Origin of the sequence: uncultured Selenomonas sp., assembly GCF_963528755.1 — a bacterium.
Lineage (GTDB): Bacteria > Bacillota > Negativicutes > Selenomonadales > Selenomonadaceae > Selenomonas.
Map to the genome: position 1 here is coordinate 378,882 of NZ_CAURXA010000001.1, position 16,272 is coordinate 395,153.

General features: G+C 44.0%; 17 protein-coding genes and 2 pseudogenes. 14 read left to right on the top strand and 5 right to left on the bottom strand.

Annotated features, from left to right (window positions below):
- Positions 1-5: 5 nt before the first annotated feature.
- The 6 genes and pseudogenes from RWS31_RS01915 (at position 6) to RWS31_RS01940 (ending at position 4,218) form a co-directional block, all read left to right on the top strand.
- Positions 6-971 carry an alcohol dehydrogenase catalytic domain-containing protein gene (locus RWS31_RS01915; protein ID WP_314595632.1) on the top strand — a complete coding sequence of 322 codons (966 nt, stop codon included), beginning with the start codon at positions 6-8 and terminating at the stop codon, positions 969-971.
- A gap of 34 nt (positions 972-1,005) precedes the next feature.
- Positions 1,006-1,116, top strand: a pseudogene (locus tag RWS31_RS01920) (phage holin family protein); the annotation flags it as partial.
- Between the two features lie 108 nt (positions 1,117-1,224).
- Positions 1,225-1,410, top strand: a complete 186-nt coding sequence (locus RWS31_RS01925; RefSeq protein WP_314595633.1) for an SHOCT domain-containing protein — start codon at positions 1,225-1,227, stop codon at positions 1,408-1,410.
- A gap of 34 nt (positions 1,411-1,444) precedes the next feature.
- A pseudogene (locus RWS31_RS01930) lies at positions 1,445-2,988 on the top strand (recombinase family protein).
- 444 nt (positions 2,989-3,432) lie between these two features.
- Positions 3,433-3,723: a 4Fe-4S binding protein gene (locus RWS31_RS01935; protein ID WP_314595634.1), complete on the top strand. Its 291-nt coding sequence runs from the start codon at positions 3,433-3,435 to the stop codon at positions 3,721-3,723.
- Between the two features lie 126 nt (positions 3,724-3,849).
- Positions 3,850-4,218: a TIGR02328 family protein gene (locus tag RWS31_RS01940; RefSeq protein ID WP_037366828.1), complete on the top strand. Its 369-nt coding sequence runs from the start codon at positions 3,850-3,852 to the stop codon at positions 4,216-4,218.
- Positions 4,219-4,363: 145 nt separating this feature from the next.
- On the opposite strand, the gene RWS31_RS01945 is transcribed toward RWS31_RS01940, so the two are convergent.
- Together RWS31_RS01945 and RWS31_RS01950 are read right to left on the bottom strand one after the other, a co-directional pair.
- Positions 4,364-4,693: a hypothetical protein gene (locus tag RWS31_RS01945; RefSeq protein ID WP_314595637.1), complete on the bottom strand. Its 330-nt coding sequence runs from the start codon at positions 4,691-4,693 to the stop codon at positions 4,364-4,366.
- Between the two features lie 340 nt (positions 4,694-5,033).
- Positions 5,034-5,684, bottom strand: coding sequence for a flavodoxin family protein (locus tag RWS31_RS01950; RefSeq protein WP_314595639.1), 651 nt, complete (start codon positions 5,682-5,684; stop codon positions 5,034-5,036).
- 139 nt (positions 5,685-5,823) lie between these two features.
- On the opposite strand from RWS31_RS01950, the gene RWS31_RS01955 reads away from it, so the two are divergent.
- Positions 5,824-6,111: a hypothetical protein gene (locus RWS31_RS01955; protein WP_314595640.1), complete on the top strand. Its 288-nt coding sequence runs from the start codon at positions 5,824-5,826 to the stop codon at positions 6,109-6,111.
- A gap of 6 nt (positions 6,112-6,117) precedes the next feature.
- A complete protein-coding gene (locus tag RWS31_RS01960; protein WP_314595704.1) occupies positions 6,118-6,861 on the top strand; it encodes an IS30 family transposase in 744 nt (247 codons plus the stop codon).
- A 147-nt stretch (positions 6,862-7,008) separates the two neighbouring features.
- Here the strand turns inward: RWS31_RS01960 and RWS31_RS01965 are convergent, their stop codons facing one another.
- Together RWS31_RS01965 and RWS31_RS01970 are read right to left on the bottom strand one after the other, a co-directional pair.
- The gene (locus RWS31_RS01965; protein ID WP_314595642.1) at positions 7,009-7,164 is read right to left on the bottom strand and encodes a VOC family protein; all 156 of its coding nucleotides are present in this window, start codon (positions 7,162-7,164) and stop codon (positions 7,009-7,011) included.
- A gap of 64 nt (positions 7,165-7,228) precedes the next feature.
- The gene (locus RWS31_RS01970; protein ID WP_314595644.1) at positions 7,229-7,420 is read right to left on the bottom strand and encodes a hypothetical protein; all 192 of its coding nucleotides are present in this window, start codon (positions 7,418-7,420) and stop codon (positions 7,229-7,231) included.
- A gap of 251 nt (positions 7,421-7,671) precedes the next feature.
- Here RWS31_RS01970 and RWS31_RS11030 point away from each other — a divergent pair, with 251 nt between their 5' ends.
- A complete protein-coding gene (locus RWS31_RS11030; protein WP_399553728.1) occupies positions 7,672-7,764 on the top strand; it encodes a magnesium chelatase domain-containing protein in 93 nt (30 codons plus the stop codon).
- Positions 7,765-7,897: 133 nt separating this feature from the next.
- A complete protein-coding gene (locus RWS31_RS01980; RefSeq protein WP_314595646.1) occupies positions 7,898-8,995 on the top strand; it encodes a YifB family Mg chelatase-like AAA ATPase in 1,098 nt (365 codons plus the stop codon).
- A 228-nt stretch (positions 8,996-9,223) separates the two neighbouring features.
- Here RWS31_RS01980 and RWS31_RS01985 read toward each other — a convergent pair whose 3' ends face one another.
- Positions 9,224-10,600 (bottom strand): transposase, encoded by a 1,377-nt coding sequence (locus RWS31_RS01985; protein ID WP_314595648.1) that lies wholly within the window; start codon positions 10,598-10,600, stop codon positions 9,224-9,226.
- Positions 10,601-10,950: 350 nt separating this feature from the next.
- Here RWS31_RS01985 and RWS31_RS01990 point away from each other — a divergent pair, with 350 nt between their 5' ends.
- Genes RWS31_RS01990 through RWS31_RS02005 form a run of 4 tightly spaced genes read left to right on the top strand, consistent with a single transcriptional unit; the run spans position 10,951 to position 16,243 of the window.
- Positions 10,951-11,145 (top strand): helix-turn-helix domain-containing protein, encoded by a 195-nt coding sequence (locus RWS31_RS01990; RefSeq protein ID WP_314595650.1) that lies wholly within the window; start codon positions 10,951-10,953, stop codon positions 11,143-11,145.
- 11 nt (positions 11,146-11,156) lie between these two features.
- Positions 11,157-12,614 (top strand): Eco57I restriction-modification methylase domain-containing protein, encoded by a 1,458-nt coding sequence (locus RWS31_RS01995; RefSeq protein WP_314595652.1) that lies wholly within the window; start codon positions 11,157-11,159, stop codon positions 12,612-12,614.
- A complete protein-coding gene (locus tag RWS31_RS02000) occupies positions 12,604-13,695 on the top strand; it encodes a DNA cytosine methyltransferase (RefSeq protein WP_314595654.1) in 1,092 nt (363 codons plus the stop codon). Before RWS31_RS01995 ends, RWS31_RS02000 begins: the two co-directional genes overlap by 11 nt.
- 4 nt (positions 13,696-13,699) lie before the next feature.
- On the top strand, positions 13,700-16,243 hold the full coding sequence (locus RWS31_RS02005; RefSeq protein WP_314595656.1) for a BpuSI family type II restriction endonuclease: 2,544 nt from the start codon (positions 13,700-13,702) through the stop codon (positions 16,241-16,243).
- Positions 16,244-16,272: the final 29 nt, after the last annotated feature.

Below are 16,272 nucleotides of genomic sequence, written 5' to 3' on the forward strand. Positions count from 1 at the left end.
GCCACATGAAAACAATGAGAACGATTGTGATCGATAAGCCGACAACAGCAGAAGACATCGTGTTTTCCAAGGTTGCTGTTCCTGCCGTCAAATCGGGATGGGTGCTTGTAAAGATCAAGGCGTTTGGACTGAACCATTCGGAGCAGATTCTCCGGGAATATGAAATCCTGCGGGATTATATCAAGAAACCCGTCATCCCCGGCATTGAATGCGTAGGCGTGATCGAGGATGCGTCCGATACAGACCTGAGTGTTGGACAAAAGGTGGTCGCCCTTATGGGCGGCATGGGGAGAAGCTTTGACGGCAGCTATGCCGAATATGCACTTTTGCCGCGACATCATGTGTTTCCGGTCGATACGGAACTGAGTTGGATCGAGATGGGCGCTGTTCCTGAAACCTACTATACCGCATGGGGATCGCTGATGCAGCGTCTGCAGCTGAGGCGTGATGACACGCTTCTGATCCGCGGCGCAAGCTGCGCTCTGGGGTATGCCGCGATGCAGCTGGCCAAGGCACTTGGCTGTAAAATCATCGCAACCACACACCGGGACAAACACCTGCATTTGCTTCAGGAAGGCGGTGCGGATGAATCTGTCCTTGACGATGGAGAGATCGCCGACAAGATTTGCGGAGCAACGAAGGCACTGGAACTGATTGGTTGCAAAACATTATTTGATACGATGCGGTCAGTAGAACCCGGCGGCATCATTTGTCATACTGGCGTTCTTGGAAATGTGTTTGCATTCCAGAACTTTTCGCCGCTGAATCACATACCAAATGGCGTATATCTGACCGGGTTTCACTCGAATGATCCAACGGATGATGATTTGAGGGACATTTTCAGTTTTATAGACAAGTATAACTTAAAGCCGCTCACCGGAGCGGTATATTGTTTCGACGACATCAGGCAGGCGCTGATTGACCTTGATGGCCATAAGGTGCAGGGAAAGATTGTCATCTGCATGGAGTAATGTGGATACATGAATGTGAATACGAGATCAGGCATTTCTCTTCATCTCGAATGAAGGAATCTCGATCATCGAGAACGCAGCACGGATGGGGCTTCCCGTTCCGCAGAAATTACAGGACATGGTGCATAGTCTTAAAAATCAATAATTAGTTTAACCTCAACGCCCGGCGAATGATCGTCGGGTTATTTTTATGCCTCCAAAGGTGACCAAAAGTGCCGTTTTTGTCTGTTGTTCCATGAAGGGAGATGTTGAAATGAGCAAGGAAGAAGGACTTGGGGAAGTGATGTATCAGATGGTGATGCGTGCTTCATGGAAAATGCTGCAGAGCGGACTTTTGTCAGAGAACGAGTATATTGCCCTTGAAGCGAAAATGCGCGAGAAATATCGCCCCGTCATCGGGCTTCTATTTTCAGATATTGACTTGCTATCGTGCGGATAGTACGGGAATATGGGAGTGAAAAGGAGCGGATGAGATGAAAATACGAAGAATTGAACGAAACGTTCCTGTCATGCGCCCGAAAATGCGTGTAGCCGCATATGCCCGCATTTCTGTGGATACGCTTCACCACTCTCTTGCGGCGCAGGTCAGTTACTACAGCACCCTCATCCAGAAGAATCCTGAATGGGAGTACGCAGGTGTGTACGCAGATGAAGGAATCACAGGCACAAGTACCGCGTATCGGACGGAGTTCAAGCGGCTGATTGCGGACTGCAACGCCGGGAAGATTGATTTGGTGCTCGTCAAAAGCATCAGCCGCTTTGCCCGCGACACTGTACTGTAGATTGCCTTTATACCGTCCGACGCTTGAAAGAGAAGGGGATCGCCGTCCGTTTCGAGCGCGGGAACATTGATTCCACATCCGAGGACGGGGAACTCCTCATCACGATTATGTCTAGCCTGGCTCAGGAGGAGAGCCGCAGCATCTCGGAGAACACGACATGGGGCAAGCGCAAGCAGTTCGCCGAGGGCAAGATCAGTGTGGGCTACAGTGCATTTCTCGGCTATGACAAGGACTTCAAGGTGAATGCGGAACAGGTGAAAGTGGTGAAGCTCATTTACAAATTCTTCCTTGGCGGGCGATCCTTCTACGCTATTACCAAGGAACTGGAGAAGCGCGGTATCAAATCCCCGTCGGGAAAGGACAAGTGGTACATTTCTACGGTGCGTTCCATCCTTACAAACGAGAAGTACCGTGGTGATGCGCTGATCCAGAAAGAGTATACGGCAGACTTCCTCGATAAGACGCGACGGAAGAACACAGGCGAGATTCCGCAGTATTATGTGGAGGCGCACCACGAGGCAATTATCCCGCCGGACTTATTCGATTTCGTGCAGACAGAAATCAAGGCACGAGAAAACGGCGGCAAGCACAGTGGTGTGAGTATCTTTGCAAACAAAATCAAATGCGGCTGCTGCGGCGGCTGGTACGGGGCGAAGGTCTGGCCCTCCACGGACAAGTACCGCAGAGTCATCTACCGCTGCAACAAGAAATATGCCCACAGGGGCAAGCCGTGCAGCACAAGGCATCTGACGGAGGAGGAAATCAAACAGACTTTCGTCAAGGCACTGAACTCCTTGGTGGAGGTCCAAGAGAACGTGATTGCGGAACTCCGCTCCCTGATTGACGGCGTTTGCCAAACGGGAGAGTTGGTGGAGGAACGGGATAAAGTAGAGCAGGAACTCAGCGTTTTGGCAGAACGTCTTGAAACACTGATTCGTGAGAATGCACGGGTGGCACAGGATCAGACGGTGTATCTGAAACAGGAAAATGAGATTCACAAACGCTATCTGGAGAAGCGGGGGCATTTGGAAAAGTTGGATGACCAAATTGCCGAGAGGGAGAGCAAGAGAAACACCTTGGAGAGCATGATTCAAGTGGTATGTGGTATCAACGGGGAGCAGGTTGCGTTTGACGAGGAGCTGTGGGGCGGGCTGCTTGATTACGTTGTGGTCAAGGCGGATGGTGCAGTAGTCGTTGTTTTCAAGGGTGGGATTGAAATTAATGCTGGAAGATAATCTCCAAGGATGCAAAAAGAGATCCCATTCGTCATATTTGGCGCTTAGAATCTCTTTTTGCAAAGAATCATTAGGCAGCATCGCGTATTCTATGTTATGATTATTTTATATTTGACATGAAGGAGAGGCTCGTATTATATCAAGAGCTAGGAATGTCTGAAACTGTTGCGCGGCATACGGGTCTGCGCCTTTGCAACGCTTGATAGAAATGGTTTGCCCGCAGTGCGGATCATTGATGTGATGTTGAAGGAGGAGGGGCATCTCTTTTTTGCACGGCACGTGGCAAGGATTTCTGTAAGGAGCTTCTGGCGAATTCTATCGTTGCTGTAACAGGACTGAATGACAAGTGGCAGACGGTACACCTTATGGGGCGTGCCGAGCGGCTTGCAGATGCGGAACAACACGCGATGATTGACCGTATTTTTGAAGAGAATCCGTTGCTGAATGAGGTCTATCCGGGGATACGCATTATATCTCGAGGCCTTTGTTATTGCGGAGGGGCGCATTGAGTTCTTTGATCTTGGGCAAAGTCCCATCTGCTGCGAGAGTCTTGCGCTTGAAAAAGCTTCTGTTACGGAAAAAGACTTTTTCATCACGGAGGTCTGTATTGGTTGCGGTACGTGTGCAAGTCTTTGCCCGCAGCAGTGCATCGAGGACGGGGGTTCCCTAAGTGCACCCTTCTTCCAGAAAATTCCCGATAAAACGAGAATTTTCTGGAAGAAACGAAAGAAATAGGGGCATGATTTTGCACTTTTTACATGGGAAACTGTAGAATTGATGCCTGTGGATAACGCGAGTCTTATTATCCGTGGTTTATCAGCGTTTCCTTAGAAAAATCAACTTTGTTAACGGGAGAACAATATGAGACTATGGCATGAAAAACTTATCCATTTATTGCCCAAAAATCAGCTTCTTGGACAACATAGGGAATGTTGTGCTCTGAGGGGCAATGGATGGAAAAAGAAACATAAAACTGTGGACTATGTGTTTACATATTCCCCATATCATCTTTTTATTTACCATGTATTGGTTATGGAGGAGATGGAAAAAAGAGGATATAATGTTTCTGCAGAATGGAAGGATAAAAATTATAGAGGAAGGACAGCAGAAAAGTACGATAATCTTAAAGAGGAAATTATAGGCAGTCCAATTTACAAAGAGCATAATATTGAATATCTGGCTGATTGCATAGAAAATTTAAGAGATAAAGGTATACATTTAAAAGTATAGAAGTTGTGGAGGAGTAAGCGGAAGCCATAGGAGAACTCCTTCTTGGCATGGTCGTAGAGGCGGGCGAAAAGCTCCACCTTTTTGGAGCGGGTGCGATGGTAGATGGAATCGTCAAGGATGAGCACGTTGATGCGATCTGCATGAGTCAGGGGAGCGATGGTCGGTTGGATGATGGTGTGGCAGCTAGGGTTGTTGTGAATCTGCGCCAGTGGATATGGCAGGAATTCATGAAACGGTAGAGCGTGTCCTTGGCAAAGGGGATAACGCCGGGTTGCAGGTGGATCTGCATGAAGAAGGAACGCTGTGTGAAGATGGTGGAAAAGGCGACGATAAAGATGCCTAGAACAGGGAAGCCGCAGAGTTTGTAGGTGTCTGCAGAACGAAGAATGCGACTGACGTGGTAACGTCGAAGAAAATATTGCATTTTCTCGGAAAGCTGTTTCTCAGATTGGTTGGTTTGCGCTATACTATTCATGGCATGAGCCTCCATTGGATGTTTTTGTGGCGTACTTAAATTATACCAAATAGATGTCGCTCATGCTATTTTATTGTTTGGAAAGATTGATTTTTCAAGGCTTACAGCGGATTATTTATCTACGAAGTTTGAGGTAAAAGTAGTAGTGTTTTGGGCGATTCCTACTACTAAGCGTTTTCTGGGATTGATTATAGCAGAAAAGGGAGTGCTGCACAAAATATGCAGTACTCCCTTTTCTGTCAGCGGTCAACGGTTAACGGTCAGCGGCCGAAGGATGGAATCCGGACAGCGGGTTCATGGAAGGAGAAAAACGGAGTTCCACCCAATTGGCGTTGGGCGTTTATCTACCTTCCAGGGTCAGCTGTTTCCCCAGATCGAAGGCCTGCTGCATTTCTTCCGCATGATGCTTTTGGTAATAGGCTTTTTTATCCGCTTCAGAGAACACGGATGATTCATATTGACTGTAATCTTTGAACTGCAGGGTATTGAAAGCGCAAAGTTTGTGAGGCACCGTCCCCAGGATGTTTGTGGCGAACGTTTCATAGGGAGCCAGGCTGTCCTGCAGATGGTACTCTTTGGCATGTTCCACCGTAACGTTCATGGTATACACAAAAGCGGAAGGCAGCTTTTTACCTAATACGGAGGGAATTTCCCTGCTGTAGATATAATTTGAAAAAAGCAGTCGTTCCAGGAATGCCTGCATCCCGGAAGTCAGATTCATGAAATAGATGGGAGAACCAAAAAGGACTCCATCGGCCTGCTTCACTTTTTCCAGGACCGGAGTCAAATCGTCTTTGACGATGCATACGCCGTGTTCCTTATCCTTCCGTTTGCAGTAAAAACAGCTGAGGCAGCCTTTGTAATGCAAGGTATACAAATCGATGCATTCCGTCTCGGCCCCCACAGAGGCAGCCCCTTCCAGAGCCTTACGCAAATAGGCAGCGGTATTGCCGGTACGACGGGGACTTCCGTTGATGGCAATGATTTTCATAGATATTTCTCTCCCCTTGAAATGATTTGATACTTCCATTATGGTTCATTGTAAAATGAAATCGGACACATAAAAAAGTAGAACGTACAGAATCAATCTGGTAAAATATCTTTGCACAAACACCACCAGGAGGTTCTGTATGCCCCGCACTCATTCTACCACAAAACGCCGCACATTCAAACACTTAAACGCCTATCAGCGCGGGCAGATCGAAGCGATGCTGCGTCTTGGTGTCCCCAAGGTGAAAATCGCCAAAGACCTTGGCATCGCCCGCCCCACCTTGTACGAGGAAATAAAGCGCGGCACGGTAACGCAGAAGCGTTCTGATTGGGCGTACTACGAGCAGTATTTTACACAGTCCGGTCAAATCCGCTATGAGCACAATCGTGAGAACTCCGGAAAACCGTCCAAATTTAACGCAGCATAGGACTTCATCCGGTATGTAGAAAACGCCATTTTCAAAGACAAACACTCTCCTGATGCGATCTGCGGGCGTGCCAAGCGTATGAATCTGTTCGATGTGTCTGTCTGCACAAAGACCATCTACAACTATATTGCGATGGGGCTGCTCAAGGTCAAAAGCATCGACCTGCGCCAGAAGGTACGCCGTCGTAAGCGCAAAGAGAAAAAGAACCATGACGATGGCAGGACGCTCGGTGAGAGTATTGACTGCCGTAACCCTCTTGTTGACGAACGCTCCACCTTTGGAAATTGGGAACTTGACACCATCGTCGGGAAAAAGGGAACGGATCCTGTTCTACTTGCCGCAGATGAACGTAAGAAGCGAAAAAGACATCTTGTAAAGATTCGTGCAAAGACCGCAGAGGCGGTTGCCGAAGGGATTGCCAAACTAAGAGAGCTCTATGGGGCACAATTTTCACAGGTATTTCGTACGATCACTTGCGACAATGGGAGCGAGTTTGCTCGTCTGCAAGAAGCTGTTCCAGAGGCGAAGGTGTACTATGCTCATCCTTATGCCCCTTGGGAACGTGGAACGAACGAGAAGCAGAATGCACTCGTTCGGTATTTCATTCCGAAGAGCATGGATATGACGAACTTGAGCGAGGAAGAAGTGCAGCGCGTAGAGGATTGGATCAATACGCTGCCATGCAAAATTCTAGGTTATGAAACGCCACAAGAGCGCTTCGATGCCGCGCTAAAAAATCTTCGTCCATAAATTTTGATTCTGTTATGCTCGACTGTCCGATACGAGCGGTAAGGGCATCAACCGCTTCTTTGCTGCCAACGCTGAAAGCAACATGGATAAAGCCTGTTCTGGCGAGTGTTTTCTTTTCATCCGTCATTTCGGGTTTCTTCATAATTTCTAGTCTTGCCCCGTCGTCAAAAGAGATGAAATAAGAGCGGAAGTCCGTATTTTTTTGTGGTATCCATCGTTGGCATTACCGTTCAGATATTTTACGAAGAAATTCTTCGCTGCCTCCAAATCATTCACATACATTGCAATATGCTCAATCTTCATCGTATCCCCCTCCGTTCACTGATTTCATAATCTCATGAAGTGAATAATTCTCTGCGGCATCACGCTATTCCCGGTTTTTCAAAAAATTTCGGGTAGTGTCGACCGAGATTTCAATATCGATTTGACCGTCGGGATAGTGTTCGGAAAGAACAAGGATTGTACAAAGGTCTGGATGCTTGCGCAGTTCTTCCAGCCAGTGTTTATTGATGACAGATTCTCCGAGGTTCGGATGTGCGGTGATAATCAGTGACTTCATAGGGATACCTCCATTTCTATCTCAAGCTATAGTGCACGGTGGGGAGGGGTACAAGAGCGCACTTTTTTGTGGGGTACTTCATAAAGGCAAGCGTTCATTTCGTCTTGTTAGAAAGAATCATTAGGCATCTTCCTCTCTCCTGTGTTATAATTTTCTTATATTTGAAACGTGGGAGAGAGCCGTTGTTTGCAAGGATCTATGCTGCGACGACCCTCGGGATTGACGGACGGATTATCGACGTTGAGGTGGATGTGTCACCCGGGCTGCCGGGGTTTGAGCTGGTGGGGCTTCCCGATACGTCGGTGAAGGAGTCGAAGGGGCGGGTGACAGTCAATCTCGCTTAGCCATATTTGCAGAATGCAGAAGTGGGATTTTGGTATTCGCCGCAATTTTCCATCAAAAGCAGGAATACATTTCATAAATGGAGAAAAATAGCAAATAAGAAACACCATTCCAATCAAAAAGAGGTGCAGCCTTGTGTTTGCTAAATCGTATGGTGCGGTGACTTTCGGAGTCGATGGGAGGATCATCGATGTCGAGGTCGATGTTTCTTATGGATTTCCTGCGTTCGACATTGTCGGGCTTCTTGATACGGCGGTGAAGGAGTCGCGTGAGCGTGTGCGCACGGCGATCAAGAATACGGGCGTGAAGCTCAAGCCTGCGCGGGTGACGATCAATCTTGCGCCTGCGGACATACGAAAGGACAGCTCGGGACTCGATCTGCCGATCGCCGTCGGGCTTTTGGCGGCGTATGGGCTGATTCCAGCAGAGCGCATGGAGCGTGCCTTGTTTGCGGCGGAGCTTTCGTTGGAGGGGGAGCTTAGAAGTGTGCGCGGCGTGCTCTCCATGACGGTCGGGGCGAAGGAGCATGGCTTTCGTGAAATCTTCGTCGCGCCCGGCAACGGCAGTGAGGCATTGCTCGTCGATGGCATCCGCGTGTATGCGCCGAAAAACTTGCGCGAGCTGTACGATTTTCTCTTGGACAAAACGGAACTGCTTCCGTTGGAGGTGAAGCCCAGTACCGCAAGCGATATGGAAGTGCCTTCGGATGACTTTGCCGATGTACAGGGGCAGTTCTTCGCCAAGCGTGCGCTTGAGATTGCGGCGGCAGGCGGGCACAATCTTCTGATGGTCGGCGTTCCAGGCTCGGGCAAGACGATGCTCGCGCGACGCCTGCCGTCGATTCTGCCGCCGATGACGCGGCAGGAGGCGCTTGAGGTGACGAAGATCTACAGCATCGCGGGGCTCTTGAAGGACGGCAGCGGTCTCGTCGAGACGCGTCCCTTTCGCAGTCCGCATCATACGACGTCGACGGTGGCGATGATCGGCGGCGGCAGCATCCCGCGTCCGGGCGAGGTGACGCTCTCGCATCACGGCGTGCTGTTTCTCGACGAGCTGCCGGAGTTCGGCAAGTCGACGCTGGAAGTCTTGCGCCAGCCGTTGGAGGACGGCGCTGTGACTGTGGCACGCGTCAATGCGACGCTGACGTTTCCCTCTCGTATCATTTTGGTCGTGGCAATGAACGAAGTAACGTCGATAACGATACAATATGAGGATAAACAGGTAGCTATTTAAAAATTGTGACTATCAGTTATTCTTAAAAATTATTCTTTGATATGGGCGGTAGCACGCATGTTTTTGCTACTTCCTTATATTATTATTGACAGAAAGACAAAAGGATATGTCGTATTTTTGTCATGGTTTCCTATACAATATGTTATATAGTATAACTCAAACTTCGCACATCAAAAACATTCTACATACCTTGAAAACACTGACTTTATGCCAATGAAAACACTCTCCTTATGCACATTTTCGTAGTTTTTGCGACAACAGTACAGGAAGCTCTTTCAAGAAGCCTTGCAGCTGTTCATGGATCTCCCCTTCATCCAGCATGGGCTTCTCTTGGAGTCGTTCAACAAACAGCAGCAAAAGGAGGCGCATGGCTTCCACGAAGCACACATCCGGCAACTCATCCACAGATAGGTAGAACAGCTTCCCCAGACTTCGTGCATCCTTGCACTCGCGCTGCTCCAGTGCCAGGAACATGTACCGCGTGAACACGATGGAGACATGCGCTGTCATCGCGTCATACGAAAGAGAGCGGCAGTCCTTCTCCAAGCGCAGGAAACTCTTGCACACCTTGAAGAACACCTCGATGCCCCAGCGCTTGCCGTAGATGCGGATGACTTCTTCCGCCGTGAGGCTCATGTCCGTCGTCACCAATACCAGCCAGTCCTTCCGATGGTTGCGGTTGCGGACAAAGACAAGGCGCACGGGGAGAGATTCTTCGCCCTTGACGACAGCGGCTTCCACACTCAGCAGATACTTCGAGCGGCCACGCCGCTTTCGGTGTTGCTTGTAGATCGCCTTCACATCCTGCAGGCATCCTTGATGGATGTAGTGTATCTTTTCCGTCTTCTTTGCCATGGCGACCACATCGTAGCCAAGACCGTGAATCTTCAGGAGCGATGCCGGGGAGCAGAACCATGTGTCGAACAGGACGTGGCGCACTGGGATAGCGGCAGCCTTCGCTTCCTGTAGGAGCTGCAGCATCACCTCGGTTGCCTTCTGCTGGGCAAGTTTTCGCTGCTTGCCGCCATTGGAACGAGCGTCCACTTTCCGTGACGCCTCACGGAGGCGATTCTTCGTATTCTCGGTAGAGAGCAGCGTATGGCTGACAGGCAGAAGCGTATTGCCATCCGACCAGCAGAGCGTGAGCATGCGGAAGCCGTAGGAGAACTCCTTCTTGGCATGATCGTAGAGGCGGGCGAGAAGCTCCACCTTTTTGGAGCGGGCGCGATGGTAGATGGAATCGTCAAGGATGAGCACGTTGATGCGATCCGCATGAGTCAGGGGAGCGAGCGTGTCATGGATGATGGCGGCGGCAAGCTCTGTCGTGAATCTGCGCCAGTGGATCCGGCAAGAGTTCATGAAGCGGTAGAACGTATCCTTGCCGAAAGGCATGGCGGCGCTTTGGAGATGCATTTGCGTGCAGACGGAACGCTGCTGGAACACCATGCGGAAAACCAGCAGGAAGATACTGAGGACAGGGACGCCGCGAAGCTTGTACGCATTTGTCGCACGGAGAATGCGAACGACTTGATAGCGACGGAAAAAGACCTGCATTTTCTTAGAAAGCAGTTCCTCGTCTTGGTGGTTTTGTGTTATACTGTTCATAGCATGAGCCTCCATTGGATGTTTTTGGTTGACACTTAAAATTATACCAAATGGATGTTGCTCATGCTATTTTATTTGCCAAGAAGATAGATATTTCAAGGGTTACAGAGATTATTCATCTGCGAAGTTTGAGTTGAAAATGTAATCGTTCAAAAGTAGGTACAAAATAGCAATCGTTCAATTATGCACACTATCATAGAAGATGTTTATATGATGCTTTTGAGTTTCTTTGAATAGCAATAACAGATAGAAATAAATAACAATAAACGCTATTAAACATATTGGAAACCTAAAGAGAAAGTGATATAATGATATTTGTATAATTGCAACTAAATCGATGGAGGTACAAAATGACAGATTCGATAAATGATAAATGGATAAATATTGATGAAGCCGCAGAATATCTAGGTGTTAAGCCCGGTACTATCCGTGACTGGATTAGAAAAAATAAAGGCATTCCCGCTCACAAAATTGGAAAGCAGTGGAAATTCAAAGCATCTGAAATAGACGCTTGGGTTAAAAGTGGAAAAAGTGCAATTGAATAGGAGGTTTTGATATGGCTGATTTGGGCCAAGTTTTCACGAGGCAAGTTGTTGCCAAATACATGACATCTCTATTTGATTTACCGAAAGAAGCCGCTGTGTTGGATCCTTGTTTTGGCGCAGGGGCTTTTTTAGAAGCGCTTGAATCTGATGAATTTAAAAATGTTACTGGATGTGAAGTTGATACTGCTTTGTATGAAATGCAAAAAAATAAATTCGAAGAATATAAGTTATTAAATCAGGACTTTTTACAATTTGAATCTTCAGAGGGTTTTGATGGTATCATTATGAATCCTCCGTATATAAGGCAGGAAAAAATAGATGATTTGCAATACCTTGGGATAACAAAGGAAAAACTTCGAAAAAATGTAATTTTTAATACTCTTCCTAGTACTGCAAATATGTATATGTATTTTATTTTGAAAGCGATGGATTTATTAAAAATAAATGGGCAACTTGTTGTTATATTTCCATCAAGTTGGTTGAATGCCAAGAGCGGTCATCAATTTAAAAAAGCATTACTAAACACAGGAAAAACTGAAAAGGTGATTTACTTGCATGGCGATGTTTTTGAGAAAGAGGCTCTTGTAGACGTTGTAATTCTAAAAGTGGTAAAGACAACTGCAGTATTAGACACGATTGAAGAATATCTTGAAGTTGTAGGTGAAGATATTGAACCGATGCTTTTGAAAAGAGAAGGTATGAGAACTGTATTTGAATGCTCATTTGATAAATTGGCTTCAATTCAGAGAGGGATGACTACTGGATATAATCAGATGTTCATTAATCCGGACATAAAAGGTAGTGGTGCTCATTTTAAGAAAATTATATCTTCGCCTAAAAGCTTAATTAGTTACAGTACTGATAATGCAAAATTAGATCAATTACTTGATTGCACTGGTGAAGACTTGTCGGAACAGGTTAAATGTTATTTAGATATCTGGAAGAAAAAAATTTTGACTGATGGTAAACCTAAGACATTGTTGGCAAAAATTCAAAATGGGCAGAATTGGTATTCTGTTAGAATAGTGCCAAGTAGGGGAATTATTTTTAGCTATTTTGTTAGAAACGACATGAAGTTTATTCTCAATGATAGCGAGATGTTTGTGAGGGACAATTTCTATATAATTAGACCTTATGTTGACAAATTATTGATGATGGCATTATTGAATAATTATTACACATTTTATCAGCTTGAACATTTTGGAAAAAAATATGGGGCAGGTTTACTGAAATTGCAAAGGTATGACCTAGAGCGGCTGACATTTCCTTTTGTTGATCAGATGTCAGATGATGACATTATGAAGCTTAAGAACCTTGCACAAAGATTAGTTGGTTCTGGAAATAGTGATTTGATAGAAGAAATAACGAAAGTGCTGTCCGTTTATAGTGCTGTCGATAATGAAACTATTGAAAAAGATTATAGAGAAATAAAAAAACAACGATTGGAGGGCATCATAAATGAAAACTAAAGTTGTTAGTTTGTTTTCCGGAGGTGGCGGCTTGGATTTGGGGTTTGTGGCTGAAGGGTATGATGTTATTTGGGCAATTGATAATAATCCTAATGCAGTTACTACATATAAACAGAATATAGGAAATCATATTATTTGTGATGATATAAATAAAATTGATATGGAGACTATTCCTCATGCTGATGTTGTAATTGGTGGACCACCGTGTCAATCCTTTTCTTTAGCAGGAAAACGAAATGTGGAAGACGAAAGAGGACAACTTGTATGGAGATATATACATATTATTGAACAGGTAAAGCCGAAGGCTTTTGTGTTTGAAAATGTTACTGGATTATTATCTGCAAAAAACTCAAATGGTGAAAAAATAGTTGAATTACTAAAAACTGCATTTAAGGAGATTGGATATAATGTTACGCAACAGGTTATGAATGCAGCAGACTATGGAATTCCACAAAAAAGAAAGAGAGTTATTCTGGTTGGCTTGAAAAATGGAGAATTTGTTTTTCCAAAACCAACACACAGTGAAGATGGTTTGAAATTAAAGAAATATGTTAGCGTAGAAGAAGCATTAGGAGACTTGCCACCAGCTTCCTTCGATGAGAATGGTGTTGTTAAGTTTTTAAACACACCATCAACAGCATATCAAAAAAGTATGCGAAGAGGGGAAATAGTATCTGAACACTTTTTTTCACAGATGAGTGAATTGGACAGATATATAGTTAAACATGTTAAACCTGGTGGGAATTATATGGATATACCACCAGAGGTTAATTCTGAAAGAATTAGAAGACTGCAACGAGATGGCGGACATACAACTTGTTATGGAAGGATGGATCCATCAAAACCTTCGTATACAATTAATACCTACTTCAATAGACCTAATGTAGGATGTAATATCCATTACAAAGAAGATAGATTGATTACTGTAAGAGAGGCTTTGCGCCTACAGTCATTTCCTGATGATTACAAAATAGTTTCAACAAGTAAGCAAGGAAGAAATCTGATTGTAGGAAATGCGGTACCGCCGTTACTCGCAAAAGTAATAGCGAGTTGCCTTAAAAAATATTTAGAGGAGGACTAATGCTATGTGGATATCATATTCAGATTCAGAAGTAAATTCATTTCATCCCGTATGTGAGAGAGCACTGAATTATGCTTTGAAATTAAAGGGCTTAGACAAGGACTATGTTGCAAAACATCATCAGACAACAGGTTCATTAGAAATGGATTATGTTATACAGAATACGAATACAGGAAAATATCTGTGTGTTGTAGAAGTGAAAAGAACGCCAGCAGATGTACATAGCGCAAGATATCAATTTCAAGCTATGTCATATGTTCAAATGAATGCCGGCCAGAATGAGAAACCATTTTATATTTTGACTAATTTGGAATATGTATTTTCTTTTAGGTATGATTCTACTCGTCCAAGAGTATTCCAACAGATGTTAAAACCAGGACTTACGCATATGGGTGACTTTTCCTCTTATACAGAGCAGGACTTCATAGAAAAATTAGGGGATTTTTTTGCACAACAAATAGATGATTTTTTAAACGACAGATATGATTATCTAGTAACACTTGAAGATTTTGCAAACCACATGGAAGCAATTAAATCCAATAATAAAAGATGGAAAACTCATTTAGCCGTATTGCTATATGAGTATATTAGAGGTGCATTTAATGCAGTTAGTAGAAACGAGTTAAAAGATATTAGACTATTTCGAAGCGATGTGAAAAGAATATGTGACGAGGCTGTAAGAGTTAATTTTAAGGATATATTTACTTATTCTAATTCGAACTTTGAGAACACTTTTTCTATCAGTGGATCTATGTTGTCCGATATCTATAATTTCGGAGAGCAAAATATTAACGGAAATACTATCGCTGGAATACTGCACTCGATTATTTCCTCTGGACATGAACATGAGGGAGAAGTTCCTACGGATTTAGAATTGGCAAGAATTGTTGCTGTGTTGGCAAAGCACAGTAGCAATAATTTAAAAAATGGGGGTATTATTTGTGATCCAGCGGCGGGCAGTGGAAATTTAATTAATGAGGTAATACCGGAACTTAATCTGAATCCAACACAGATTCTGGTGAATGATGTTAATTCAAAATTACTAGAACTCTTGTCAATGAGAATTGGTTTGAATTATCCAAAAATAATTTCTAAGAGGAATTCTCCACAGATTTACAATAGAGATATTGCGGATATGGATAAAAGTATATTTAGCGATGTCGAAGTTGTAGTAATGAATCCACCTTTTTGTGCTGGCATTAATAGCATTCCAAGAAGAAATAAAATATATACAAGGATAAAAAAGCTTACAGGAAATAAGCCTTATACAGATGTAGGACAAATGCCTTTAGAAGCGGCATTCTTAGAGATGGTATTAGCTCTAGTGAAAGATGGTACTACAATTGCGTGTGTATTCCCGAAAACTCATTTAATAGGCAGGGGTCCAGAGTCACAGGTGATTCGAAGATTACTATTAAATAGTTTTGGCCTTCATACTGTATTTACATATCCAGGTGAAGATATTTTTGACGATGTTACAATGGATACATGCGTCTTAGTAGGACACGCACATACTAGGAGTGATGAAATAAAAGTAATTTCTAGTTATGATAGGATACCGGATATAGATACGCATCATTTTTATAATAGTTTATCTCAAAATATGACTGCATCTTTTTCGCAGATTACACCGGGAATAGTTGGTAAATGCATTAGTTTTGATGAATTGAGGGATTCTATTGATGACGGATGGAGGACTCTTAATTCTGAAATGGTTGAGGCGATTATATTTGTAGAAGGAAAAATAAAACTCAATACTAAAATAAAGTCATTAGAAGACTGTGAATTTCCAATAAAAAGAGGTGGAGCCGGAAATTCGGGTGGTAGTGATTTAGTGTTTATTGATAGTAGAGACGATTTTAAACCCTTGCTGGGGCACTTGACCATCAATACTGCTAGTGGAATGAGAAATGCAGTGTTGAATACTATTGACATAGGAAGAGGAGACAGCGAGTTTTTTGATACATCATTGAATGATGATAATACAGTAGATGAAACTATAAGAATATATAACGGACTTCCTGCAAGAAATGGAAGACAGCAACGAAATACCAAGACAAATGATGAGTGGAAAAGAATTTTAAAACGTGAGAGCAACGGCAGATTTTCTGCGAACTCTGTATTAATTCCACGTGGTATAAGAGTTGTTGGAAAAGTATATTTTTCAAAAAATCCAGTGTTTGTATCTACGAATTTTGTAGTTTGCTTATTACCTTCTTATGAAGATGCAATACTTATGGCATCGTGGATGAGTACAATATTTTACCAGCTGGTGTGTGAAGTATCTTCTAAAGATCAAGAAGGAATGAGAAAGATGGAAGTTGCAGATATTCTGAAAACGTACATTCCAGATAAAAATCTGGTCACACAAAATACAATTGATAAGATAAAAAACGAAATAGATAATATCGATTTTATTGAACTCAAAAATCCTGTGATTAGGGAAGTAGATAAAATATGGGCTGAGGAATTATTCGGAGCAGATAGTAGAGATAGCTTAGAAGAGGCAAATCGTCTTTTAAGTTATTTGACAAATAAGAGAAATTAAGGAAACAAGGGAGTGTATAATAGTTTGTG

Bases quoted from the DNA above. Each gene is read 5' to 3' on its own strand.
- RWS31_RS01915 (WP_314595632.1), top strand. From the start codon at position 6: ATGAAAACAATGAGAACGATTGTGATCGATAAGCCGACAACAGCAGAA.
- RWS31_RS01925 (WP_314595633.1), top strand. From the start codon at position 1,225: ATGAGCAAGGAAGAAGGACTTGGGGAAGTGATGTATCAGATGGTGATG.
- RWS31_RS01935 (WP_314595634.1), top strand. From the start codon at position 3,433: ATGAGGTCTATCCGGGGATACGCATTATATCTCGAGGCCTTTGTTATT.
- RWS31_RS01940 (WP_037366828.1), top strand. From the start codon at position 3,850: ATGAGACTATGGCATGAAAAACTTATCCATTTATTGCCCAAAAATCAG.
- RWS31_RS01945 (WP_314595637.1), bottom strand. From the start codon at position 4,693: ATGAATAGTATAGCGCAAACCAACCAATCTGAGAAACAGCTTTCCGAG.
- RWS31_RS01950 (WP_314595639.1), bottom strand. From the start codon at position 5,684: ATGAAAATCATTGCCATCAACGGAAGTCCCCGTCGTACCGGCAATACC.
- RWS31_RS01955 (WP_314595640.1), top strand. From the start codon at position 5,824: ATGCCCCGCACTCATTCTACCACAAAACGCCGCACATTCAAACACTTA.
- RWS31_RS01965 (WP_314595642.1), bottom strand. From the start codon at position 7,164: ATGAAGATTGAGCATATTGCAATGTATGTGAATGATTTGGAGGCAGCG.
- RWS31_RS01970 (WP_314595644.1), bottom strand. From the start codon at position 7,420: ATGAAGTCACTGATTATCACCGCACATCCGAACCTCGGAGAATCTGTC.
- RWS31_RS01985 (WP_314595648.1), bottom strand. From the start codon at position 10,600: ATGAACAGTATAACACAAAACCACCAAGACGAGGAACTGCTTTCTAAG.
- RWS31_RS01990 (WP_314595650.1), top strand. From the start codon at position 10,951: ATGACAGATTCGATAAATGATAAATGGATAAATATTGATGAAGCCGCA.
- RWS31_RS01995 (WP_314595652.1), top strand. From the start codon at position 11,157: ATGGCTGATTTGGGCCAAGTTTTCACGAGGCAAGTTGTTGCCAAATAC.
- RWS31_RS02000 (WP_314595654.1), top strand. From the start codon at position 12,604: ATGAAAACTAAAGTTGTTAGTTTGTTTTCCGGAGGTGGCGGCTTGGAT.
- RWS31_RS02005 (WP_314595656.1), top strand. From the start codon at position 13,700: ATGTGGATATCATATTCAGATTCAGAAGTAAATTCATTTCATCCCGTA.